General features: G+C 52.6%; 16 protein-coding genes and 1 tRNA gene. 3 read left to right on the top strand and 14 right to left on the bottom strand.

Going from position 1 to position 24,334, the window contains the following annotated elements; translation table 11 throughout:
- Nucleotides 1–166: 166 nt before the first annotated feature.
- Nucleotides 167–745: a TetR/AcrR family transcriptional regulator gene (locus tag PDUR_RS10240; protein WP_042206189.1), complete on the bottom strand. Its 579-nt coding sequence runs from the start codon at nucleotides 743–745 to the stop codon at nucleotides 167–169.
- A gap of 161 nt (nucleotides 746–906) precedes the next feature.
- On the opposite strand from PDUR_RS10240, the gene PDUR_RS10235 reads away from it, so the two are divergent.
- Nucleotides 907–2,097 carry an MFS transporter gene (locus PDUR_RS10235; RefSeq protein ID WP_407944294.1) on the top strand — a complete coding sequence of 397 codons (1,191 nt, stop codon included), beginning with the start codon at nucleotides 907–909 and terminating at the stop codon, nucleotides 2,095–2,097.
- A gap of 155 nt (nucleotides 2,098–2,252) precedes the next feature.
- Here the strand turns inward: PDUR_RS10235 and PDUR_RS10230 are convergent, their stop codons facing one another.
- From PDUR_RS10230 to PDUR_RS10170, 13 genes are all read right to left on the bottom strand, one after another.
- Nucleotides 2,253–3,365 carry an NADH:flavin oxidoreductase gene (locus PDUR_RS10230; protein WP_042206187.1) on the bottom strand — a complete coding sequence of 371 codons (1,113 nt, stop codon included), beginning with the start codon at nucleotides 3,363–3,365 and terminating at the stop codon, nucleotides 2,253–2,255.
- A 99-nt stretch (nucleotides 3,366–3,464) separates the two neighbouring features.
- The gene (locus PDUR_RS10225; protein ID WP_042206186.1) at nucleotides 3,465–3,797 is read right to left on the bottom strand and encodes an ArsR/SmtB family transcription factor; all 333 of its coding nucleotides are present in this window, start codon (nucleotides 3,795–3,797) and stop codon (nucleotides 3,465–3,467) included.
- A gap of 113 nt (nucleotides 3,798–3,910) precedes the next feature.
- Nucleotides 3,911–3,995: transfer RNA gene (locus PDUR_RS10220), tRNA-Leu, on the bottom strand.
- A gap of 264 nt (nucleotides 3,996–4,259) precedes the next feature.
- Nucleotides 4,260–6,287: a methyl-accepting chemotaxis protein gene (locus tag PDUR_RS10215; RefSeq protein ID WP_042206185.1), complete on the bottom strand. Its 2,028-nt coding sequence runs from the start codon at nucleotides 6,285–6,287 to the stop codon at nucleotides 4,260–4,262.
- Between the two features lie 248 nt (nucleotides 6,288–6,535).
- Nucleotides 6,536–10,345: a GH32 C-terminal domain-containing protein gene (locus PDUR_RS10210; protein WP_052410158.1), complete on the bottom strand. Its 3,810-nt coding sequence runs from the start codon at nucleotides 10,343–10,345 to the stop codon at nucleotides 6,536–6,538.
- Nucleotides 10,346–10,475: 130 nt separating this feature from the next.
- Nucleotides 10,476–11,453, bottom strand: coding sequence for a carbohydrate kinase family protein (locus PDUR_RS10205; protein ID WP_233277520.1), 978 nt, complete (start codon nucleotides 11,451–11,453; stop codon nucleotides 10,476–10,478).
- Between the two features lie 36 nt (nucleotides 11,454–11,489).
- Nucleotides 11,490–12,329, bottom strand: coding sequence for a carbohydrate ABC transporter permease (locus PDUR_RS10200; protein WP_042206182.1), 840 nt, complete (start codon nucleotides 12,327–12,329; stop codon nucleotides 11,490–11,492).
- Nucleotides 12,330–12,340: 11 nt separating this feature from the next.
- Nucleotides 12,341–13,204 (bottom strand): carbohydrate ABC transporter permease, encoded by an 864-nt coding sequence (locus tag PDUR_RS10195; protein ID WP_233277519.1) that lies wholly within the window; start codon nucleotides 13,202–13,204, stop codon nucleotides 12,341–12,343.
- Between the two features lie 169 nt (nucleotides 13,205–13,373).
- A complete protein-coding gene (locus PDUR_RS10190; protein ID WP_042206180.1) occupies nucleotides 13,374–15,242 on the bottom strand; it encodes a GH32 C-terminal domain-containing protein in 1,869 nt (622 codons plus the stop codon).
- Between the two features lie 277 nt (nucleotides 15,243–15,519).
- Nucleotides 15,520–17,136 (bottom strand): response regulator transcription factor, encoded by a 1,617-nt coding sequence (locus PDUR_RS10185; RefSeq protein ID WP_042206179.1) that lies wholly within the window; start codon nucleotides 17,134–17,136, stop codon nucleotides 15,520–15,522.
- 5 nt (nucleotides 17,137–17,141) lie between these two features.
- Entirely contained in the window at nucleotides 17,142–18,923 is a 1,782-nt protein-coding gene (locus PDUR_RS10180) for a sensor histidine kinase (protein ID WP_042206178.1), read from the bottom strand.
- 186 nt (nucleotides 18,924–19,109) lie between these two features.
- Nucleotides 19,110–20,438 carry an ABC transporter substrate-binding protein gene (locus PDUR_RS10175; RefSeq protein WP_042206177.1) on the bottom strand — a complete coding sequence of 443 codons (1,329 nt, stop codon included), beginning with the start codon at nucleotides 20,436–20,438 and terminating at the stop codon, nucleotides 19,110–19,112.
- Between the two features lie 391 nt (nucleotides 20,439–20,829).
- Entirely contained in the window at nucleotides 20,830–21,777 is a 948-nt protein-coding gene (locus tag PDUR_RS10170) for a radical SAM protein (RefSeq protein ID WP_042206176.1), read from the bottom strand.
- Between the two features lie 322 nt (nucleotides 21,778–22,099).
- Here PDUR_RS10170 and PDUR_RS10165 point away from each other — a divergent pair, with 322 nt between their 5' ends.
- Together PDUR_RS10165 and PDUR_RS10160 are read left to right on the top strand one after the other, a co-directional pair.
- Complete coding sequence (locus PDUR_RS10165) at nucleotides 22,100–23,617, top strand: MFS transporter (RefSeq protein ID WP_042206174.1); 1,518 nt, start codon at nucleotides 22,100–22,102, stop codon at nucleotides 23,615–23,617.
- A gap of 103 nt (nucleotides 23,618–23,720) precedes the next feature.
- Nucleotides 23,721–24,311, top strand: a complete 591-nt coding sequence (locus PDUR_RS10160) for an acyl-CoA-like ligand-binding transcription factor (protein ID WP_330217262.1) — start codon at nucleotides 23,721–23,723, stop codon at nucleotides 24,309–24,311.
- The last annotated feature ends 23 nt before the right edge of the window (nucleotides 24,312–24,334 follow it).

Genomic DNA, 24,334 nt, shown 5'->3' with positions numbered 1-24,334 from the left:
TCCCGTATATTATTATGTATTTATCGTGGGTCCAAAAAACCTTATACGAACAGAACAAACAATAAACGTCCCGGCTTCATTCACAGAAGCCGGGACGTTCTTTTATTCCGCGCGAATTTGCCCAGAATCCAATCAGGTTGTCATTTGGCAAATGCATGCTGATTATTCAGTCTGATTTAATCCCTTCAAACGCAGAGGTTACTATATTTTGCACATAAGGATCGTCCAGCTTCTCACCGATTACTAACAATCTATAGAAAATCGGCCCGTAAATCAGGTCAATGCTTAACTCAATATCAAGATTTCCCTTCAATTCCCCCCGCTGAACCCCCTGTTCCAATAGTTGTCTCGCCTCAAGCCGGCGCGGATAGAAATATCTGAGCCGGTATGCCTCTGCCAGCCCTGAATCGAACTGCCCTTCACCTATTAACTCCGTAATGATCTTACCTTCCCGGCTTGTCAAGAATCGGGCTAAATTAGTGGCGTGTATGAGTACATTATTGAATGCTGAGCCTGTGTCGGGCAGCGGCAGTCTTTCTGCTGCAGCAGAAAGGAAGCCATCCATAACAACAGCAGCCTTGTTGGGCCACCATTTATAAATAGTGGCTTTACTCACCCCGGCACGCTCAGCAATTTTCTCAACAGTGACCGCTCCAAAGCCACTCTCCAACAACAAGTCATAGGAAGCTGCAAGAATGGACTTTTCAGTTTCAATATTACGCGGGCGCCCTCTTTTGACATTCACGGAAATCCCCTCCAATAGAAAACTATACGTTCATTATACATAATATCCGGCAAAAAGAAAAAATAAAAACTGACTATTTACAAAACTGTACGTTCAGTATATTATAAAGACATGAATTAGCGAACTATACGTTCAGTATTTATTTTACGAGGAGGATTATTATGCAAACAGAACAAGTAATGGAGGGTAAACGAATTTCGAGTTGGATCACGCTGCTGTTAGCAGCTGCATGCGGCCTTATCGTTGCCAATCTGTATTATGCCCAAACACTGGTCGGACCGATCAGCGCCGCTACGGGTCTTTCTTCCGACGCAGCAGGACTAATTGTCACTTTAACTCAAATCGGTTATGTCGTAGGGCTGCTGTTTATCGTACCGCTTAGTGACATTATTGAAAATCGGCGTCTTGCGGTCTTATCGCTGCTTGTTGTTGTATGTGCTTTGATTGCGGCAACATTCACACCTAATGCGATATTGTTCCTCACTGCGTCCCTATTCATTGGACTCGGATCTGTGGTGGCCCAAATACTGGTACCCTATGCTACCTATTTATCGTCTGAAGAGCAGCGCGGACGTGTGGTGGGGAACGTGATGAGCGGACTTTTGCTCGGAATCATGTTAGCCCGGCCGGTAGCAAGCTTTATAGCCAGCCTTTGGGGATGGCACGCAGTATTTGCATTGTCGGCGGTTATTATAGCTCTTTTGTCGCTTCTGTTGTCGCGTATTCTTCCTGAGCGCAAGCCTTCACCTACGATGAATTATGGCGAATTAATCGTTTCATTGGGTGCTCTATTAAAACAAACCCCTGTATTACGCCGCCGGGGCATTTATCAAGCCTGCCTATTCGGTGCCTTTAGTCTCTTTTGGACTACGGCTCCTTTACGCTTGGCGGATGATTTCGGATTGTCCCAGCAAGGCATTGCATTGTTTGCTTTAGCCGGTGTGGGTGGTGCAGTAGCAGCGCCGATTGCCGGAAGACTGGCGGACAAAGGCTGGACCCGATTTTTGACCGGACTGGCGATGATCATCGCTGCCTTGTCCTTTTTGCTGGCATACCTTTTTCAAGGCAATTCAACAACGGTTTTAGGACTGCTCGTGCTTGCCGCTATCACGCTGGACATGGCTGTATCGGGAAATCTTGTGCTTGGACAGCGTGCGATTTACACATTGGGGAGTGAAGCGAGAGGACGTCTAAACGGACTGTTCATGTCCATCTTCTTTGTTGGCGGAGCGATTGGCTCGTCTTTAGGCGGCTGGACTTATGCTCACGGCGGATGGAGCTTAACCTCCCTGGTAGGAATGATCCTGCCGATTCTAGCTTTTCTGTACTTTCTTACGGAAAAAAGAGCTTAATCAGAAACCTGAAGTTGTAAGGGCGATGCAGCCGAGAGGACTTAACCCCGTTAGCATGATGCGCTGTCAAGCACACACATGGCCATTTCGGACTGGATCCGAAATGGCCATGGAGTAGTTAAGGCTGGTTTCTGCCCCCGGTACTCGGCATGGAGTCAGCTCAGCGTAGCAAGAGCCTCCCGCGTGAACGGCTGCAGATCTTCGGTGCGGTCATCGCGGATCTTGGCCGCCCAGGCCGGGTCGCTCAGCAGCGCGCGACCGACGGCGACGAGGTCGAATTCCTTGCGCTCCAGACGCTCGATCAGATTGTCGATGCCGGCAGCCCGCCCGCCCTTGCCTTCCTCGAACAGGCTGGTGAAGTCGGAGTCCAGGCCGACCGAACCAACGGTAATAGCCGGCTTGCCTGTCAGCTTCTGCGTCCAGCCCGCTACGTTGAGGTCTGATCCCTCGAACTCGGGCTCCCAGAATCGGCGCGAGGAGGCATGGAAGATATCGACGCCTGCCTCAGACAGCGGTGTGAGGAAGCGCTCCAGCTCCTCTGGATTCGCAGCTAGTTTGACGCTGTAATCAACCGGCTTCCATTGGGAGAAGCGGAAGATAATCGGGAAGTCGGGGCCGACCGCGGCTCGTACCGCCTCGATAACCTCCACCGCGAATCGGGTGCGGCCAACGAGATCGCCGCCATACTCATCCGTCCGCTTGTTGGTGACGTCCCAGAAGAACTGGTCAATGAGGTAGCCGTGCGCACCATGTATCTCTACTGCGTCAAAGCCGATGCGCTTCGCGTCAGCTGCGGCTTGGGCATATGCCTGCACGAGACCGTGAATCTCCTCAACCTTAAGTGGCTCTGATACCGGCTCGCCAGTCAGGCTGAGGCCAGACGGCCCGATCGGGTCGGCATTTGATTCCGGGAATTTCTCCCTCTCGCGGGCCGTACCGGTATGCCAAATCTGCGGAGCGATTTTCCCGCCGGCTTCATGCACTTCGCGGACGACACGCGCCCATCCTTGGAGAGCTTCCTCCCCGTAAAAATGCGGCACGCCGTGATCAGCAGCCGCAGCCGGATGGTTAATGACTGTTCCTTCAGTGATGATGAGGCCGACGCCGTTTTCCGCCCTCCGCCGGTAATATCCGGCCACGTCGGGACCTGGAACACCTGCCGGTGAAAAGCCACGGGTCATTGGGGCCATGACAATACGATTTTCAAGCTTCAGTCGTCCGCCTTCAAAAGGCTTGAACAGCGCCTCTGCTGATTTGGATAGGGTCATTTTATTCTCTCCTCACTTTAGGGTTGTTTGTTTATCTATAAATATAAATATATGGATTAATAAACAAAAATGCAAGCCCTACGGGGAAAACTCTTGGAACTACTTCTTCTTGGCCTGCAATCCCGCCGCAAAATCCTCCAAAAAGGCAGCGATCGCCTCCTCATTTCGTCTGTAATAAGTCCATTGGCCATAGCGGCGGGACTCCAGCAATCCGGCCTTCTGCATAGAGGACAGGTACGAGGAGATGACCGACTGCGCCAGACCGGATTTTTCCTGAATGCTTCCCACGCAGACACCGCCCGGGAACTCTTCTTTAATGACGGTCGGCAGTTTCTCATTCATCTGTTCCGGCTCCCGCAGCCAGCAAAGGATGTTGAGACGGGTTTCATTAGACAGAGACTTCAGCACCGTAAGTATATCTTCGTTATTCATTCTTGACTCCCACTCCTGGTTGGTTTGTTTCCAGTATACCAAAAGTCCTGCTCATGAGAAAAATATAAAAAGAAAAACCCTTCTATTCAGAAGAGTTTGGTTTGAGGGTATAATGCGGTCGAGAGGACTCGAACCTCCACGGGGGGTTAGCCCACACGGACCTGAACCGTGCGCGTCTGCCAATTCCGCCACGACCGCATATGAAGTAGATACATCTGTAATCGCTGTAATAATGAATATACTCTTTCCCCAAATGAAAAGCAACAAATTTTTCACACTTCTGTTATTCGTCTGTGATATCGAGAGCTAACCGTAAGGAATCGCAGGACTAGGCCAGACTAGGTAGAGACTCAAAATGAACTTACACCGGTTTTGGGCCGTGCCGCCCAGCATACAAAGCATACAACGAAGGGCTGTCCCCTAAGTCATCAAAAATGACCTGGAGACAGCCCTTCGCCCTTCCTAAATTTTAAATTTCTCCATCAATTCCTGCAGCTCCCGCGCGCTCTTCGTATTCTCGTCCGCCATTTCAGCTTCTTGATACGTCTTCTCCACGATATCGGAGGTCTTCTCGGCAATATCTTGAACGCCTGCGGCGCTTTCCGAAATCGTCGCGGCGACCTCGTTAATTGCAATCGTAATTGCAGAAACCGTCTCGCTCAAATGACTGGCTGAATTCTCAAAATCGTTCATCAGATTGCTTACCAACTCAGCATCCTGCTTGTACTGCTCACCTACTTCTTTCAGCTTATCGTAGTCGCTCAGTACCGTCCCGTCGATGAAGGACAGCAGATCCTCCGAGCTGTTCTTCAACTGACCGACGGAAGTATGGACTCCTTTTACGATATCCTGAATGCCCGACGCGGTCTCCGACGACTTCTCCGCCAACTTGCGGATTTCCCCGGCCACAACGGCAAAGCCTCTTCCTGCTTCTCCCGCCCGGGCCGCTTCAATCGCCGCATTAAGCGCGAGCAGATTCGTCTGGCTCGTTATATCCATAATCGTCTTCGCCAGTTCGTTGATCTGGGTAATTGTGCCGGACTCTTCAATCGCCTTCTCCATCTTAACGCGAACAGAATCGTATATCCCTTTGGCATACACTGTGGACTCGTTCATACCCTGCCTCAGGGCCAAGGCACGGTCAGTAATGTCGGCTGAAACTCTCCCGCCTTCCTTGGCCCTTTGGGCCATTTCGCTGACATTAATGTCAACCTCATGAATCGCGGCAGTCATCTCCTCAGAGGATGCAGCGGTTTCTTCCATACCTGCGGACAGTTCCTGTGTCGTCGCTCCGTTGTCATGGGCGTTCTCTCTGACTTCAACGGCCAGCCGTTCGAGCATCTCCGCATTGTTCAGAACTTGGCCGGAGATATTCATCATACTGCCCGCCATATCCCGCAGCACGCTGCGGGTCCGGACCGTCGCTTTGGCGATGATGCCGGTCTCATCTTTATTTTTCAATAGATATTCGTATGTGCTGTCATGTCTCAGGTCCAGTTCGGCCGTCTTATTAATCAGTTCGGTAAGCTTGGTTATTGGTACAGCTATTCTATGGGAGGTGAACAGACCGATCATCAGGGTCAGCACCAGACTGATAAGACCGAGCAGCACGATGAAGGTCGTCATTTCATTGACCGGCTGCATGATCTCGCCGACATCTCCTGTCAGCACCAATGTCCATTTAGTCTCTGGCAGTACGGTATAAGCCGCCTTCTTGGCCCTGCCATTGAAATCATAATCAATGATAGCATCGGCCGGCTGTTCCCCTTTCTGAACGCGGGCTACTATCGCTTTAACCGATTCATTCTCCACTGGTTTACCGATCTTTTCCTTAGTCGGGTGATAGAGCATCATCCCTTTGTCATCAACCAAGTATGCATAGCTTGATTTGCTGTTCAACACCTTCGCGTCGCCCAAATAGGTCGTCAGGCTGTCCGCATAGACGGCGGATACCGCAAATCCCACCATTTCTCCATTAGCTTTAATCGGATGGATAAATGCGAGAACATATGCGCCGGTCGCCTTGGACTTCAGCGTCTCGCTGATCACGGGTTCTCCGGTCGCGAGCACTTTCTTCGCATAGGCCCGGTCGGCAAAGCTTTTGCCCACCAGTGAAGTATCGCTATCGGCAATAGCTGTACCGTTCATATCGGCGATAAGCACGTGCTCAAGGTTGCCCGCATCCTTAACCACTCCCTGCAACCTGGCAATAATGGAGTCTCGAAGATCATTATCGGCAGTTCCGCTTTGCGCCTGAACCAGCAGCTGCGTTATGTCGCGCTCACCCGCGATCAGGGCCAGATTTCTTTGCTCCTTCTCGATCATGGCGGCAATCGTATCCGACTTGCTCGAATTCAGATGCAGCATTGATGCACTGGTCATGGATGCCAAAGTACTGGATGATTTGGAATAGCTGAAAATTCCCATTACAATGGTGGAGAACAAGCTGACAGCGAGAATCATCAGAGAAAGCTTTGTACGGATTTTCATTTTTTACACCCTTTCGGCACATTCGGTACTTATGTCGGTAACCGCCGCTCTTAGACAGAGATTACTATTGCTCTTATCGGTATTTATTTCGAAAATGAAAAGAGTATTCGACAAAATCCGCAAAATTAACCGAAAAATTTGATTATTTACGTTCGAATGAAATAATCGGTACGCAAACGGCAAAAATCCGCCGAGACGAAGATGAATTCGCCTGGCGGATTTTTTATTCATTCCTATGCTTACGGAGCTTAATTTTTATTCACATTCTGGTAGCTGGCTGTTCCCCCAAACACGTTAAGTCCGAAATAACCGCTGGTGAACGTGGCGTCGTTTACATCTATGACCGGTGTTGAAGCGCCATCGAAGTACACCTTAATATTCGTCCCCGAGGTCACGATTTTAACATGATAGGCCGTACCGGAAATAATCGTCGCCGGGACGTTAGCTAGCATCTGACTGGAGGAGAAACCGCCATTCAGCTTGTAGAACAGCCGCAGCGCCTTGATATTAGGATCGATGTTAAAATAATAACCGCTTGAGCCGTCGGCGTTGGCCCGGAAAATCATCGAACCCGCTCCTCCGGCCCGGTCCAGCTTCACATCCGCTTCATAAGTAAAGTCGGCGCCGCTTACACCGGACATGTAATTGCTGTCTTTATCGAATGTGCCGGAGATGCCGTCGCCCGTGACCTTCCAGGAGTCCGCAGGAGTACTGTTCCAGCCGGTTAAATTCGTTGTAAAAGAGCCCACCTCGACGACTGTCGACGAGGCAATTCCGCCATCCTGCGTCGTAGCGGTTATGACGGCTCTGCCCTGCGCCTCTGCCGTGACGTTTGCGCTGACCGAATCGGCCTGAGCTACCGACGCTACCGCCGAATTACTGGAGCTCCACACCAGTGTCTTATTGGTTGCCGAGCGCGGAAGCACATCCGCGTACAGCCGGTAGACGGAGCCTGCCGCCAGTTGAACACGGGTTTGGTCCATGACAACCTTCTGCGGCGAAGAGCCGGAGGCGGGTTCGGACCGCCAGACATTATCCAGCGGATAAACATCCAGCGAGACGATTTTGACATCGCCGCCGGTCGTATAAAAGCTAAGGCCGGTACGTGCCGATCCGGGGAAAATCATATCCGAGAAGACCGCTTTACCGTCGTTTCCGAATGCCTCGACAGAGGATTGATCAACGTAAATCCGCATCTTGACTTTGCCATTTTCCAGCGGAAGAACCGTACTTTGTACGGGATGGAAGTTGGCCGTGAACCCGTCTGCTCCTGCGGATGAGCGATCCACGAACATTTCAGACGAACCTGTCTTATAGCCAACGACCGTCTTCTGGCCTCCGCCTTCCCGAAGCTGGAAGCCGAATTCGGATGCCGTACTGCCCGTTGGCAGCTCCAGCACCGCATCGATTTCATAGGCCGTGCCCTTAACCGCCGCGAGCGGATTCGCGCTCGCCGGAGTCACGGTAACGTCGCTTATCGAGGTTGCCGCACCCCGGAGCGCATCCATTTCAGTGACAGGCGTCTCCGTAAGCCGGATGCCGGTTCCGGCAATGTCGGTCAGCTTCAGTTCCCGTGGCACGGACATCTGACCGTTCCACGGGGAGGTCGGGAAGCTGAAGGGATAATCCCAGTTCGACATCCAGCCGATGGAGATCCGGCGCCCGTCGGCCGCAGGGATTCCGTCGAACGTCATCGCCGCATACATATCCTTCCCCTGCTCGGTCCGCAGCACGGTTGACGCCGGATTGTCACTGGTAAAGGTCGTACCGTCAAAGCTGCCGACGAAATACTCCGACGCCGAACCCTGCGTAGCCGGGACTGCGCCGGTGCTCAGTACCAGCACCCATTTCTTGTTCGCTGAGTTGCCGTCAACGGGCAGCTGGAACAGGTCAGGGCATTCCATGATGCCTCCATGCAGATAAGCGCCATACCCGAACGTACTGGCATACGTCCAGTTTAGAAGATTTGTCGATGTATAGAACCGGACATTGTCGTTCCCCGACACAACCATGACCCACTTCGAATGATCGGCATCCCAGACAATCTTCGGATCGCGGAAATCCCAATTCCCGTTGCTCCCTCCGGGATTCTCCACCACCGGATTGTTCGCGTAATCCGTCCATGTGCGTCCTTTGTCGCTGCTGTACGCGATGTGAATCTTTTGGTTGCCGTTAGGCTTTTCCGGGTTAAATGAAGTGTAATAAGCGATTATGCCGGAGCCGCCAGGGAACAGACCGGAAGAATTATTCAAATCCACCACAGCCCCGCCTGACCATGCATCGCCGGCGTCATTTCTTGGAATGGCGATCGGCAGATGCTTCCAGTGGACCAGATCGGTACTCACCGCATGAGCCCATTCCCCTTCCTGCTGATGAAACATATGATATTCTCCTTGGTAGTAGACCAATCCGTTCGGGTCGCTCGACCGGTTTCTTGTTTCTGTAAAATGGTACTGCGGCCGGTACGTTTCGTTGTAATATTGGCTTAAATCCGCAGCATACACATCTTGAAAATAAGCCGTCCCATTGAATGCGTTCAGCCCGATGACGCCGGACGTATAGGCCGAATCAGTCGCGGAAATAACCGGCGTCACCCCGCCGTCCACATAGACCTTGATGCTGGAACCGCTTGCAATAATTTCCACATGATAGACCCGCCCGGTATCAATGCTCATGTTGGCCGTGGCAATCGTGCTTCCCCCGCTGCGGTTGAACAGACGGACACGGTCCAGATTCGGGTCGATGTTCAGCACGTATCCCCCGCTTGATGCGGATGCGGCGCGGAACACAAGGCCCGCTGTGCCGTGCGATGTTCCGTTATCGACCGAAAGATCGCCTTCCAGTACAAAGTCGGACATCCCCGTTGCCGCTACATTATAGGTATCCGAGCTTCCGGAGCTTGTCCCCTTGAACCCGCCAAGCTGCGGAATCCAGCTGCCGCCGCCTGAAGGCGTCCAGCCCTCCAGATTCGTCTTCAGGGTGCTGATCAGAATATTTTGAAATACCGCCGAACCGTTATATACGCCTATCCCCGCAAAGCCCTGTGTATAAGAAGCGTCCGTGACCGTGAGCAGCGGATTATATCCGGTGGGATTCAAAAAATCATACTGCCAATATATTTTGATTGAGGAACCCTGGGCCTTGATCCGGACGCGATAGACTTTGCCGGTGTCCACCTGCGTATCCGCCTGCGCCAGCGTGACATTTCCATCCGTCTTATACAGCCTTAAGCGGTCCAGGTTCGGATCAATTTGCAGTCCGTAAGCCTGCGTCCCGTCCGCATTCGAACGGAACAGCAGCGTGCTCAGGGCATACGGGTCGTTGATCTGCACATCTGACTCGTAGGTGAAATCATTCGAGCTTGTGGCAGAGATGGCCGCAATGTTCTGATTGGAAGCTGCCGTCCCCTTCCAGCCCTGCGAAGTCAGGTTCCATGTACCCGAAGCATTCCAGCCCGTCACATTCGTATTGAGCACATTCACATAGACGTTCTGGAAATAGGCGGTTCCATTATATACATGAAAGCCCGTAAGCCCCGAGCTATATTTGGAATCGCTTACAGAGAATGCCTGCGCACTGTCTGCATATACTTTTAGCGAGCTCCCGTCGGCGGCAATCTTTAGATGATAAGAGCTGCCGTCGCTCATCGTCTTGGAAAAAGGCGTATCCAAATCGGTTCCCGTAGCATAATCAAACAGACGAATGCGGTCCAGGTTCGGGTCCAGACTGAGCACATAACCTTTCGAACCGTTCGCGCTCGCCCGAAAGACCAGCGAGGCCACGCCATGCGGTGATGAAGCGTCCACTTTCACGTCAGCTTCGTATACGAAGTTCGCTCCCACCGACGTCGTCGACATATTAAACGCATTGTCCGAGCCCGGACTGACCCCGCGCAGGCCGTTCGTCCCATCCTGCGTCCATGTTCCCGACACAGGCAAATAGCCGGGCGTATTGCCGGCCCATCCCGCCGCCAGAGCGGACCCGGGAGAACACAGACCCGACAACCCCAATGCAAGCGCTAACAAAAATGCTGTTAATTTAAATCTCGATCTTCTCATACATTCGCTCCTTTAATATCAAATGAGCAAGACCGGACGTTCGCCGCCTCGGCCTTGCATTGTTGCCTTGTTATAAATTTGGACGGCATGTTATCCGTATGCAGCCGCTAGAGCCAGCCGCAGCGATGGATTACTCTGTGACCGGCGCTCCCTTAACCAGCTCCTCAATCTCCTCGTGAGAGGCGAGTGAAGCGATGGCTCCAAGGCGCGTCGTCGCCAGAGCTCCCCCCGCATTTGCATAGGCCAATGCCTTCCGCAGCTCCCCGTCGCTCCACTCCCATGCTGGCAGGCCATTCTCCAGCATAGTGCCGATGAACGCACCCATGAAGCCGTCTCCAGCTGCGGTCGTGTCCACCGCGACAACCGGATAGGAGGCTGCTCTGCCCCCGGTCTTCCGGGTCCGGTAATAGGAGCCTTCTGCACCGAGCGTCACAAGCAGAAGCTTCACCGGGAACCGCTCCAGCAGTTCCTCCGCCCCGGCCTCCAGCTCGCTCTTTCCCGTGAGAAAGAATAGCTCCTCCTCCGACACCTTGACGACGTCCGCCTCCTTAAGACCTTCTTCCATCGTCAGCTTGGCATGCAGGTTATCCTGCCACAGCGCCGGACGCCAATTCGGATCAAAAGTGATCCAGGCGCCCCGTTCTTTGGCTTCCCTTACAGCGCCCAATGTGGCGCTGCGGGACGGCTCGGAAGTCATCGAAACCGAGCCGAAATGGAATACCTTGGCACTTCCGAGAAGCGAAGAGTCGATTTCCTCGAAGGCAAGAGCCTCGTCCGCTCCGGGCTGCCGGCAGAAGTGAAACGACCGCTCCCCGCCTTCGCCCAAATGGACGAAGGCCATCGTCGTATGAGCACGGTCTGTGAACACCAAGCCTTTGTCGTCAATCCCTTCCTTTCTCAGCGTGTCCTGCAGAAAATGTCCGAAAGGATCATTGCCCACCTTGCCGATAAACGCCGTCCTCTTGCTGAGCCGGGCAAGCGCGGCCAGCACATTCACCGGCGCTCCTCCCGCATTGCGCTCGAACAGCGGATTACCCGCCGGAGAGATGCCTCCTGGTGTAAAATCGATCAAAAATTCGCCAATCGCTACCGCATCGTAAGTCATCATTTAACGCTCCTGTCTATAGTTAATTTGTGGGCCTCTTTAGCCCTTCACACCTGACATCGTAATGCCCTGGATGTAATAACGTTGAAGGAACAAGAAAATAATCAGAATCGGCACAGTAGAGATTGTGCTTGCCGCAAGAATCTTCGACCAATCCGTTCCCTCTGCCGAGGAGAACGCGGCTATAGCGACCTGAATCATCTGCTTCTTGTCGTCGTTGATGACGATCAGCGGCCACAAATAGGAATCCCAGTTGCCAAGGAAAGTCATAAGTCCCAGCGTGATCATAGGAGGTACAGCCGCAGGCAGAACAATTCGGAGAAAAGTACGCGGCATGGACGCTCCGTCGATTTTGGCAGCCTCCAGAATTTCGTCCGGGACCTCCGCGAAGAACTGCCGCAGCAGGAAAATGCCGAATACGGACAGCATCGAAGGAATGATCAATGCTTTGTAAGAATCAAGCCAGCCGAAGTTATGCATAAGCAGATAGTTAGGCACGAGCGTTACTTCCCCGGGAATAATCATGGCTGACATGAACAGGGCGAACACTACTCCCTTGCCCCGGAAACGCAGCTTGGCAAAAGCAAAAGCGGACATGGCATTGATCAGCAGTACAAGCACCGTAACGATGGAAGCCACAAACAGCGTATTGCCGATGTAAGTTAGGAACGGATTGCGTTCATTGAAAATGACGTCTTTAAAGTTCTGCAGTGTAGGATGCACCGGCACGAACAAATGGATATTGAAGCTGTTCGAGTATTTGAACAATTCCGCATAGGGGCGGGACGCCCCCGATATCATCCAGAAGATCGGAATGATCGACACAATGGCAAGGATGATCATTATTGTATATTTGACAAAGCTTGCAATACGGCTCATCTCTTTCCCTCCTAGTAATCCTGATTCCGGAACAGTCTCATTTGCACCAGCGAAATGACGAGTACGATCGCGAACAGGATGAACGCCGCCGCTGTTCCGTAGCCCATTTGCATTTGCTTGAATGCCATTTGATAAATATAGAAGACTGCGGTTTCAGTCGCTCCGTTCGGCCCGCCGTTGGTAAGAACGAATACCAGACCGGAAATCTTGATGGCATCAATCGTGGTAATGATGACTACAAAAGCTGTGGTGCGGTTAAGCAGCGGAAGCGTAATCCGGAAGAACTGCTGGATTTTGCTGGCCCCGTCGACTTTAGCCGCTTCGTATAAATCCTGGGGAATGTTGTTCAGGCCCGCCAGGAAGATGATCATGAAGAACCCGACGGCTTTCCACATGCCAAGCATGATGACACCATTCATCGCCGTGTCCGGATTGGACAGGAAATTCGTCGTCGGCAGATGCAATAGCTCCAGGAAATTGTTCAGCAGGCCGTATTCCTTGTTGTAGATCAGTTTAAAGACCGTCGCGGCTACCGCCGTCGAGACAACAACCGGAATAAAGTAGATCGTTCGGAACAGGCCGGTTGTGGCCACCTTTTTCTGGATTAGCAGCGCCATCCCAAGCGAAATAGATGTCTGAATCGGGATGACGATGATGGCAAAATAGAACGAATGTCTAAGGCTGGCGAGGAATGATTGATCCGTCATCAGCGTTCGGTAATTGTCCAGACCGACAAAGCTTCGGGTGCCGCCGACCAGATTATAATTTTGAAAGCTGATAATGAACGCCTGCAGCATGGGGTAGAACACAAAGATCATCAGCAGGGCGAACGAAGGAAGCACGAACCACCATGCGGTCATCTCTTCGCCGTTCAAAAAGGAACTCCGGCGTTTCTTCGGTAAAGTATTTGCCCCAGGAGGTTTAGTGGCTGTTGTGGTGCTTGACATAAGTTACCTCATCTCCAATCCTTCCGCCGCTTCGGGTCCGCTGCCCCGCGAAGTGCAGGGAAGTACTACCATGCGGCGGATTATTTTTATTTAATGTCTACGGCTTGTAAACGAATGCGCTGAGCACGGAAAAGATTTTGCCGTCCGGAGTCCGCGCCTTGATCTCCGCTTGCCCTTCCTTGATTCCCTTGACGACCGCCGTCGTTCCTCCGTCGCTCACAACCTTTGCGACCGTCTCGTCGGATGATTCCCAGACCAGCTTCTGCGGCGCGGTATATGGCAGCACTCCCGCGATGGCCTGCGCACTCCCGCCGGCCGGCACATCTACGCTGGATTTATTCAGCACAACCCGCAGCGGATTTGTTCCATCCGGCGCTTCGTCCCGCCATACGGACTTCAAGGGATAGAACGCAGCGCTTTCCAATTTGGCGCTGCCTTTGGAGAGATACAGCTCCAGGCCGCTGCTTGTGGTATCCGGAAAGATAATGCTTGAGACTACCGTGGTGCCGTCTCCCGAGAACACCTCCAGCGTGGATTCGTCCACATAGAGGCGCAGCTTGACGGTCCCGTTCTCCGGCTTCAGCGGAGCTTCCACCTTCTCGGCAAAGCCCGGTTCAAACGAGCTGTCTCCCGATTTGCTTCGGTCGATCGTCAGGGTGGAGGAAGCCGCCTTGTAGGAAATGACCGTCTCCTGTCCGCCTCCTTTTCTTACCTTGATACCGAATTCCGCATCGGCTCCGACATCAAAAGCCGCATCCAGCTCATATGACGTGCCCAGCAGCCCGGCAAAGGGGTTGGTTCCCTTAGCCAGCTCCTGCGCCGGTATCTCCACCAGCTTGCCCCGAAGAGCGTCCAGTTCCTTGGCCGGCTGCTGCGCAAGCCTTAAGCCTTCTCCCGGAACTTCTTTGAGCGTCAGGACGCGCGGCACGGACATATTGCCTTTCCAGGAATCTGTTGGCATATTGAAGGGATAACGCCAGTTGGACATCCAGCCTGTATAAATCCTCCGGCCATCGCTTTCGGGAATGTCGGAGTAGGAGACAGCAGCGTAGAAATCCTTCCCGTAATCGGTCCAGAGCACCTTGGAGGGCTCGTTCTCATTCGTGAAGTTCTTGCCGTCGAATGAACCGACGAAATACTGCGCAGTGGAGCCTTTGGTCGCCGCGTTGTTGCCGATGCTCACTGCAAGCACCCACTTCTTCTCCTTCGTGCCTTCAACCGGAAGCTCGAACAGGTCCGGGCATTCCCATACCGCTACATGCGAACCTTGATCCGCTCCGAACTCGCCGGTCATCTCCCACTTCTTCAGATCAGGCGAGGAATAGAACCTGACTTTGTTGTCCACAGAGACGACCATCGTCCATGATTTGGAAGGTTCATACCAGAACACCTTCGGGTCTCTGAAATCCTTGAGGCCAGGGTTCGGGATGACGGGATTCCCTTCATACTTGGTCCACGTCCGGCCTCTGTCGGAGCTGTAGGCGAGGCTCTGCGACTGCAATCCGCCCTTGAAATGGGTGAATATTGCAACCAGGCCTGGCTTGCCGTCAAAAAAACCGCTCGTATCCTTCCAATCCACCACTGCGCTGCCTGACCAAATCTCTCCGAGCGAATCCCGCAGCAGCGCTGCCGGCAGATGCTGCCAATGAATGAGATCCGTGCTGACCGCATGCCCCCACTGTCCGCTGTTCTGGTAGAACTGGTGATACTCCCCCTCGAAAAAGACCATTCCGTTCGGATCGCTCAAATTGCCCGTTTCCGGTGACAAATGATACTGCGGCCGATACAGCTCGGTGTAATAATTCGGGTCCTGGCTGAATTTGAAAGGCGCCGGCGTTACTTCATTTGGCGTGCTTTCACGTTCCGCCTCTCCGCCCTTGGACGAGCCTCCCTTTTCGCAGCCCGACACCACCATAACCAGAGCCAGAGCCATCAGGCATAATAGCTTATTTGTTTTTCCGCTCATGCCGTCTTCTCCTATCTTGGGTTCAAAATATAAGCTTCTCCTTGTACGATTTCATTGTAGACGACCGGCGGACTTAAAAATTTCAATATCATCGGATATTAACTTGCAATTTTTTGACCCGCTTGCCGGACGGTTGTCCAGCTTGCCGCCAAGCCGGAGCAGACGGCAAAAAGCCGTTTTCAAGCAGCAAAAAAACCGCACCCCGGCGGTTCATCCGCTTAGGGTACGGCCCTATTGATTATAGACAAGCAGCGGTCTATAGCAGCGCGAAAACGCCTCACCGCATGTTCAATAAATAATCTTCCCTGTATTCCTTCGGGCTTTTGCCGCATGCCTTCTTGAAGACGGTGCTGAAATAGCTGGAGCTGGAATAGCCGACAAGCATCGCGATATCCGTCAGCTTCAGTTCGTTCTCCTTCAGCAGCTGCTGGGCTTTTGCGATGCGCAGACCTGTAACATAATCGCTGAACGTAACTCCCACATGCTGCTTGAACAGGCCCGATAGATACGTTTCGTTCAAATGGAACATATCTGCCAGGGAGGACAGATTCAGCTCGTAACAGAAGTTCTCCTCCACGTATTGGCGGACGGCCTCCACGATATGCTGGCCGCTGGAAAAGCGCGTCTTCTTGACCTCTTCCATAACAAGGCCGGCCAGTTCGTCGATCTGCCCCATAATCCCTGCTCTGGATTGATAATCCGATATGGTCATTTGGCAGTTCCATAAATGTTTTTGCAGTGAGGAGTCGCCCAGCTCGAACTTCTTAGCCACCGAACTGAACAGCAGCAGCATCCGAAGGGCCAGGAATGTAAAAGCAAATACCGGCGTATCCCGTTCCGTGGAAAAAACGGTTTGCAGCTGACGGCGGAATGCCGGCATATCGAGATTTTCGATGGCTTGGACCAGCCTGCGCTCCATTTCGGGCGTAAAAGCATTCGTCAGCTCCAGCAGCCCGGTCTGCCCGCTCTCCTTGTGCTCATGCACGGTGCTCCGGCTCCAGGCCAGCATACAGGAGGCATAGCCGTTCTTCAGGGCGTCCCATCCTTCCGCCTTCTCCCCAATTCCCGCGACACTATCCACATTCAAATATTCGGAGATGTTCCGTTTCAATTCGGCGACGAATTTCTTCGCGCTGTTCTCCGGCTTGCCGTCCTCCATCATGATCAGGAAATACATCATAGAGGAGTGGGCAATCTCCGGAAACGGATAGATGCCTTCCCGCCGCGAAGCCGTCTCCCTGCACAGCATCTGGAAGGCGAGGTTCATCAGGTCCCTGCGTTCCCGGCTCACACCGAGTCTGTCCGGAGGAACCCGCATCTCCACCGCGGCAAAACGGGCTTTAAAGCCGTCCGCTGCCAGAGGAGCGAGCTGAAGCTGCTGCAGCCGCTCCTTGACGGCGGAGAGACTGTACCATTCATCTTTAACCAGCTGCAGTAAATAGTGCTCCTGCAGCATAAGCAGCTGTTCATTCTTCTGATGCCGCTCCTGTTCCGAAGCGCGGAGCCGCTCCTGCTCAGAGCGAATATCCTCGGCGATTCTGCCGAGCATCTCGGTGAGTTCCCCCCGGGCGACGGGCTTGAGCAGGTAGTCTTTGACGCCAAGCTGGATAGCCGCCTTCAAATATTCGAAGTCCGAATAACCCGACAGTACGGCTGTACGCAGTCCCGGATAGCGTTCCTTGCAGAGCGAGATCAGCTCAATACCGTTCATTTTCGGCATACGGATATCGGAGAGAAGAAGGTGGGGAAGCGGACCCTTTTCCAGCAAGTCTAGCGCTTCGCCGCCTCCGGATGCCTCATACGCAATCTGAAAACCCGCATCTTCCCAGTTAATCTTGGCTTTGATGCTGTCGCGGATGCCCTTCTCGTCATCGACCAGCATAACTCTGTACATAGCTTTCAACTCCTTATCGGCGGCAGCTTCAGTGTAATGGCCGTGCCCCCGCCTTCCTCCGATTCAATCGCAACCTCGAACAGGTCCCCGTAATAAAGACGGCAGCGTGACAGCGTGTTCCTGAGGCCAATACTGTTTCCTTTATCGTTTAATATTCCAATTCCGCTTTTTAGTTCCGTATCCGCAAGTATGCCTGAGATCATTTCCTGCGGCATGCCTATTCCGTTATCCTTGACCGTCAGCCACAGCCGGTTGTCCCGGAATGCCGAGGTCACAGCCACTTCTGCGGCTTCACCTTTTTCCAAACTGTATTTCACCGCATTCTCAACAATAGGCTGAAGAATAAATTTCGCGATATGAAGGGATTCCGCCTCAGGTTCGCTGTGGATAGAGAATATCAGTTTATCCTGGTGCCGAAGCTTCTGAATAAGCAAATAGTCGCGGATATAGCCTATTTCTTCGCTCACCTTCACCAAATCGCTGTCCAGATCAAGCGAATATCTCATCATTTTGGCCAGAGCTTCCGTCGCATCCATGACCAGATCTTCCCGTTTCATCGCTGCCAGACCGCCGATAATTTCCAGCGTGTTGTTAAAAAAATGCGGATTGATCTGCAGCAGCAGCGCTTTGTATTCGGCATTCTTGCGCCTCAAATCCGTCTCGAATTCCGTCTCGATCAAATATTTCAGCCGATGGGTCATCTGCTCAAAGACGCTGGCTACATAATGCACTTCACTCCGCCGTGTGCGCACTTTGGGCATATGCTGCAAGGCAAGGTCGAACCGCCCGTGCTTAACATGCCTCATCGCCCGCGCCATGGCGCTCAGCGGCTTCGTAATCCCGATCGACAGCCATAGGGCGACAGCGATGACAAGCACCAGCAGGCCAAGGCTTCCAAGCAGAAGCGTCTGCTTGATTTGAGTGATCTTCGCGTACAGTTCGGCTTTGGGCACTTCGCCGATAATAATCCAGTTCTGTGCAGGAAGCTTGCGGTAGAACAGCAGATAATCCGTATCTTTCTGCCGCAGTGGAAAGATTCCGCTGATTTGTCCGGCGGAGTGCGCCTTCACATAAGCCAGTCCCTCGCTGAGCACCTGCCTGCTGCCGCCGAGGTCCTGATTAAGCACGCCGGTTCCCTCCCCGGTCAGCAAAAAGGCTCTTCCGCTGCTGCCGAACCGGATTTTGTCAATATCGTCCCGCAGCAGGCTGGTCGGATAGTTGATCTTGAGAACCCCGATATTGTTCAGCGACTGAAGCTGAACGAGGGGTACGACAAGGCTGTTCACCTCGCTCTGCCGCATGCTCTCATCAATCTGGTCGCGATCTCTGTGGGCCCCGGTCCATCGGATATTGTAGCGTCTATACTGCTTGTACCAATCACTTTCCAGATAGCTTTTATCCTGCGTCCAGATTCCCCCTCCGACTTCCTTAAAGGCCGAGACGGAGATGATATTGGAGTTGTTGACGGTGTAGGATGAGAAAAAATTCCTCAATTGCTGCGTCGCCAGGTATCTCTCTCCGGTGGAGCTTCCGCCATTTAAAGTGGTTGTAATCCACTGCTGGGTAAACGGACTGCTGAGCACCTGCTTCCCGGTATCCTCGATCTGCATAAGCAGCGTACCGGCATGCGAGGCGAACTGGTCGATCGTCTGCAGCGTGGAGTTCTCAATGGAGGATTGGATCACGTTCGCGGACTCCCTGCTAAAAATGAACACTACTGCGGTAAAGGGAATGATCAGCAATATGGAAAAGGACAGCATTAATCGGCTGCGCAGCGAGTACAACATACCATTCCAACTCCTCCTGAAGACTCCCATCTTCGCTTATCGTGCCGCTAAACTTTAATCAGTATAGTCTTTTATTAATGAAAAAGGAATGCGGACTTCTTACATCGTTAATTCCGCCAAAGAGACGGCCGAAAACTCGGCCGCCTCTTTCCGTAACTATTCTTATCAAGCACCGATGGCTAAAGCTTATTTTTGCGGCAGATCGGCATAAGCCTTGTCGATTTTAGTGATGGCATCGGCGACGGCTGCATCGACATTCCGTCCGCTGATCGTCACTTCTTCAATCATCTTGTTAACCGCTTCGGACATTTGCGGGAAGATCGGCGTAATCGGACGCGGTCTGCCGTATTTTTGGTTCTGTACGACAAAGACGTTCTTCGGATATTCATTGAGTTCCGGGAATTGCTTGGCTACCGAGTAGCGGGCCGGAATATCTTTGGTACTCGAGCAGTAAGTCTTCGCACCCTCCGCTCCTGTTACGTAGTTGACGAACTGCCAAGCGGCCTCAGGGTTCTTGCTCTTCGCGGAGACGGCCAGCGCCCAGCTTCCGTTCGCAACAGCCTGCTGCGTTTCCTTAGGCAGCGGAGCGATGTCATAATCAACGCCCAGCTTGAAGTTCGGGAACTTCTCGGCATAGTTGCCCAGCGACCAGGAACCGTCGATTGTCATGGCAAGTTGATTATTCGGGAAAGGGTCCGGCGGATATTCCAGCGAGGATACCTTGGACTTGTTGTACAGATCCGAGAAGAACTGCAGCGCCTTCTTCGTTTCCGGTTTATCCAGATAGCCTTTGGAGGTCGTTCCGTCCGGGCTCATGATATCACCGCCGAATTGCCAGATGATCGGGTATTTGAAGTAAGCCGTTCCGCCCGCGTTGCCGAAGCCCATGGCAGGGTCGATGCCGTAGACGCCATTGCCCGGATCATTCAGCTTCTTGGCAGCGTCAAGCACCTGATCCCAGGTAATCGGCTCATCCGGATTTTTGGAAGGAAGCGGAATACCCTTAGCTTCAAACATCTTCTTGTTGTAGAACAAGGCGATCGATGATTCGGTCAGCGGCGCCATGTAAATCTCGTTCTTATAAGTATACGTCTTGATGGTGGACTCCGGAATATCTTCCAGATTGCCGTCCTTTTTAAAGTATTCCGTCAGCGGTTGCAGAGCGCCAGCCTGCGCGTAGGAAGCCATGTTCGGAGCGTCGATTGCCAGAATATCCGGCGGGTTGCCCGAAGCGATGGACGTTCTGAGCTTCGTATCGTAATCCGCATAAGGGATCGGGCTCATCTGCACTTTGATGTCGGGATGGCTCTCATTGAAGGAAGCCACCAATTTATCGTACGCCGAGTTCTCGGCATCGTTACCAGAGTTTCTCCAGAAGGTAAGCGTTACCTTCTCGCTCTTTGTCCCGGAAGAATCTCCCTCTGCCGAGCTGTTGCCCCCTCCACTATTTCCGCATCCGGCCAACAGGCCGGCGATAAGCAGTGTGCTTATGGCCAATTTTGTTTTCTTTTTCAATACTGTCCTCCCCTTTCTGTTACTGAATGCCCTTACATTGCAATCATAGCAGACCCTCTTCGCCATAAAATTCATTATTTTCTGTTACGCGTTTCTAAAATATTCAGGAAGACTTCTACGGGAAAGAATAGCGGCTGCATACCGGGCAGTAACCTGGGAGCTTATAGATTATTATGCAAGAAGAAACGGCTTCGCCGTCCGTAGAAATATAAGACAAAATGATAAGCGCTCAGGCTTATGAATTCATATATTTTAAAAAAAGAGATGCTGCCCGGACCGTTATCTCGGCCCATTGGGTAACATCCCTTTTACTCGCCACTCGGTTCTTGGCGTAAACCCGCGTTCATCCTACATGACAACCGTTAAAGGGCAGCGTTCATCAATTTATTGGCTAAACTCCCTGCGGAAACAGCGCATCCCGGGCGGGACAAGGCTGGCGATCCAGAAACTGCTCCAGCTGAGCAGGCATCGGACTATAAATATCCTTCAGCGAAGTGCCATTGTAAATATTGCCAATAATGACCGGATGGCACAGCTCGGAGATCAGAATATCGCCGTTGCCGTGCAGGTGCAGCTGCTTCTTGCCCTCAATGCAGTGGGAAAAATAAACGCCCGGCTGCTCCCGGAAGCCGAGTTCCTCCATGAAACGGTCCATACAGGTGAAGTACAGCACGGTATCTTCTTTTTTATTGGCAATCAGATCGTTGACCGCCTGTTTCAGCGCTTCCCGGGCCGCAATCGCTTTCCAGCCGCTGTGATCCATAATGATGCTGTTCTGAATTTCATGCGTGCGGACGCCCAGGGAATAGACATGCTCGCTGATTTCCCGCATATGGTGCTCAGTCTCGCTGAACAGCAGCGTTTCCAGCACCGTATCCACTTCCGTCTTCGCGAACAGAGCGATATTCTCGCGAATTTTCTTGTACACATCAGGATGGATGTTGTAATACCGTGAGAACTTGTCCGCCGAAGTAAAATTAAATGAGATATGTATCGTCGTCAGTCCCGCGAGGGCGAGCTTGTCGATCCGTGTTCCGCTCAGCAGGCTGGCATTGGAATTAAGCTGCGTCTGGATTCCTCTAGATGCACAGTAGGCGACAACCTCCAGACAATCGTCAAATTTTAGCGTAACTTCGCCGCCGGACAGGCGGACTCTTTTCAAAGAGGGAAGTTCCTCAAGGATGCGGATAATCTCTTTGCCCTCAAGGCTCTGCCCGTCATTCCGGTTATATGCGCAGCAGTAATCGCAGCGAAAATTGCAGTTCGAGGTAACGCCAATTTCCAGCCCCTCCAGATCCCAGGTTTGCGGTTTGGTAAGCTCCAGTGATTTGTAAGTCATGCTCTTAGGTCCTCCCGAGAAGTAATAATTATGGGCTTCGCCCGATGCTTGAACCTTAGTGATTATAGCGGTTTATGCTTACGGAATATGTGATTTTTATAGCTTCCGCATTACCGAATACCGTCTCCTCTGCTTTGCAAGCGGCCGTCTGCCCTCCATTCGTTCGTCTCGCACACCATAGACTTCTTCTTCCCCCTTTCTCAAAATCCATTTTTCAGCATAAAAATTTAATGACACTATATTTTATTTGACAGTAACTATCAATTTATATAGAATTCCATTATGAATCTCATATCGTTTTATTGAAAGGTGGTCCTTATTAATGGCGCATTCTGAAAAATCCAAATGGTGGGTACTCTTCTTCCTTACCTTCGGATTGCTTGCGGTCGGACTGGATATGACCGTACTCAATGTGGCTCTTCCTACTTTAGCAACGGATATGCAGGCATCAACAAGCCAACTGCAATGGATTTTGGATTCCTACAACCTGGTGCTGGCTGCCATGCTGCTTCCCGCAGGAATGCTGGGTGACCGTTACGGCCGCAAAAAGCTGCTTCTGCTGTCGCTAGTCCTTTTCGGCGGAGCCTCTGCGGCTTGCGCTTTCTCCTCTACTCCCGCAATGCTGATCGGGATGCGCGCTTTACTTGGCCTGGGCGCGGCATTTCTGATCCCTCTATCCATGTCCGTTCTTCCCGTCCTATTTACGGAAGCCGAGCGAACCAAAGCCATGATGATTTGGGCTATGGCGAACATGCTCGGCATCCCTCTCGGCCCTATTCTCGGGGGATGGCTGCTGAATCACTACAGCTGGGGTTCCGTATTTCTGATCAATCTCCCTCTGATCGCCATCGCACTGATAGCGGTCGGACTGCTAATGCCGGAGTCGCGGAGTGAGAAGCGCCTTCGTCTGGACATCCCGGGAATTCTCAGCTCCAGCTTGGGTCTTGCCTGCGTCACTTACGGGGTTATTCGCGCCGGGGAACACGGTTGGGGGGATAAAGGGGCGCTGGGCGCTCTGCTGGCGGGTCTCTTGATAGTGGCAGGCTTTCTGATTTGGCAGCGCCTGACCCAGCATCCTCTAATCGATTTATCCCTATTCCGCTCCTCCGGCTTTACCTGGGGCACCATTCTCGCCACCAGCGTGACTTTCGCTATGTTCGGCCTGCTCTTCGTCATGCCCCAGTACTTTCAGGCGGTCGACAGGGCCGATGCTATGGGTACGGGTCTACGGCTTCTTCCTATGATCGGCGGGCTGCTTATAGGTGCCAAACTAGCCGACGCGATCATCGGCAAGTTTGGAGCTAAGTATGTCGCCTCACTTGGTTTCGCCATTATGGCTGGCAGCTTGATCTTGGGTACAGCCACCAGTCTGAACAGCAGCTACGCTTTCGCAGCTCTCTGGATCAGCTTTGCGGGGCTGGGGTTGGGATTTGCTCTTCCTACCGCCATGGATTTAGCAATCAGCAAACTGTCCGCTGAGCGAAGCGGCGTCGGCTCCGCGCTCGTCATGGCGATGCGTCAGGTCGGCGGAGCCATCGGCGTGGCTCTTCTGGGCTCTGCCCTTAATTCCGTCTACCGCGACAAGCTGGTGTTTGATAATCTCTCCGTAGAGGCGGCGAACACCGTGAAGCAAAGCGTATCAGCGGGGGTTGCCGTCGCGGACCGATTAGGATCTCCGGAGATGCTTGCAATGATCCGGTCTTCTTTTGTACAGGGGATGGATCAGATGCTTTGGATTTGCGGCGGCATTGCGTTGGTCAGTTCCCTGCTGGCTCTACTCTTCCTGCCCAGCCGGACGGCTGTAAAAGAAATGACAGAGCTTAACAGCACCCGGTCCTGATCCATTGGGTTGTCCCTTCCACCGAAAAAAAGGTAAACTGGAGGAAACATGCATCAACGGAGTTTCCTTGAAGCGGTATATTGGAGGGATTGAATTGCCTGATGTGAAGAGGCAGAAGGTCGGACTGCGTGAACGAAAGAAAATCAAGACAAGAGCCGCCATTCAGCAGAACGCGATTCGGCTGTTTCGCGAACAGGGCTACCAGGCGACCACTGTGGAACAGATTGCCGAGGCTGCGGAAATATCTCCAAGCACCTTTTTTCGGTACTTTGCGACCAAAGAAGCTGTGGTTCTGGAAGATGATTACGATCCATTCCTGATTGAAGCCTACCGTAAACAGCCTCCCGAACTTAGCCCAATCCAGGCCTTGCGGAACGCAGTCCGCGAAGGGTTCTCTTTAATACCGGAAGAGGAACGGAGTGGCATCTGGGAACGGGTTTCGATGGCTATGTCCATCCCCGAGCTCCGCGCAGCCGAAATCCAGCAAATTACCAGGACCGGAGAGATGGTCGCCGATATTATCGCGGAACGTTTAGGCTGCTCCCCCGGCGAGCTCAAGATTCGCGCTTTAGTGGGAGCCTTCCTCGGTGTGGTGATTTCAACGCAAATCTATTATTTTGAACATCCGGAGAGGGAGTTCATAGATATTCTGGATGAATCCTTAGCACTCCTGGAGGCTGGATTTCAGCAATAACCACACTCAGGATCGGCAGCACC

This window comes from Paenibacillus durus, from assembly GCF_000756615.1.
Lineage (GTDB): Bacteria > Bacillota > Bacilli > Paenibacillales > Paenibacillaceae > Paenibacillus_AQ > Paenibacillus_AQ durus.
This window is presented reverse-complemented; position numbering and strand designations above follow the sequence as displayed.

Bases quoted from the DNA above. Each gene is read 5' to 3' on its own strand.
- PDUR_RS10235 (WP_407944294.1), top strand. From the start codon at position 907: ATGCAAACAGAACAAGTAATGGAGGGTAAACGAATTTCGAGTTGGATC.
- PDUR_RS10230 (WP_042206187.1), bottom strand. From the start codon at position 3,365: ATGACCCTATCCAAATCAGCAGAGGCGCTGTTCAAGCCTTTTGAAGGC.
- PDUR_RS10225 (WP_042206186.1), bottom strand. From the start codon at position 3,797: ATGAATAACGAAGATATACTTACGGTGCTGAAGTCTCTGTCTAATGAA.
- PDUR_RS10215 (WP_042206185.1), bottom strand. From the start codon at position 6,287: ATGAAAATCCGTACAAAGCTTTCTCTGATGATTCTCGCTGTCAGCTTG.
- PDUR_RS10210 (WP_052410158.1), bottom strand. From the start codon at position 10,345: ATGAGAAGATCGAGATTTAAATTAACAGCATTTTTGTTAGCGCTTGCA.
- PDUR_RS10205 (WP_233277520.1), bottom strand. From the start codon at position 11,453: ATGATGACTTACGATGCGGTAGCGATTGGCGAATTTTTGATCGATTTT.
- PDUR_RS10200 (WP_042206182.1), bottom strand. From the start codon at position 12,329: ATGAGCCGTATTGCAAGCTTTGTCAAATATACAATAATGATCATCCTT.
- PDUR_RS10190 (WP_042206180.1), bottom strand. From the start codon at position 15,242: ATGAGCGGAAAAACAAATAAGCTATTATGCCTGATGGCTCTGGCTCTG.
- PDUR_RS10185 (WP_042206179.1), bottom strand. From the start codon at position 17,136: ATGTACAGAGTTATGCTGGTCGATGACGAGAAGGGCATCCGCGACAGC.
- PDUR_RS10180 (WP_042206178.1), bottom strand. From the start codon at position 18,923: ATGTTGTACTCGCTGCGCAGCCGATTAATGCTGTCCTTTTCCATATTG.
- PDUR_RS10170 (WP_042206176.1), bottom strand. From the start codon at position 21,777: ATGACTTACAAATCACTGGAGCTTACCAAACCGCAAACCTGGGATCTG.
- PDUR_RS10165 (WP_042206174.1), top strand. From the start codon at position 22,100: ATGGCGCATTCTGAAAAATCCAAATGGTGGGTACTCTTCTTCCTTACC.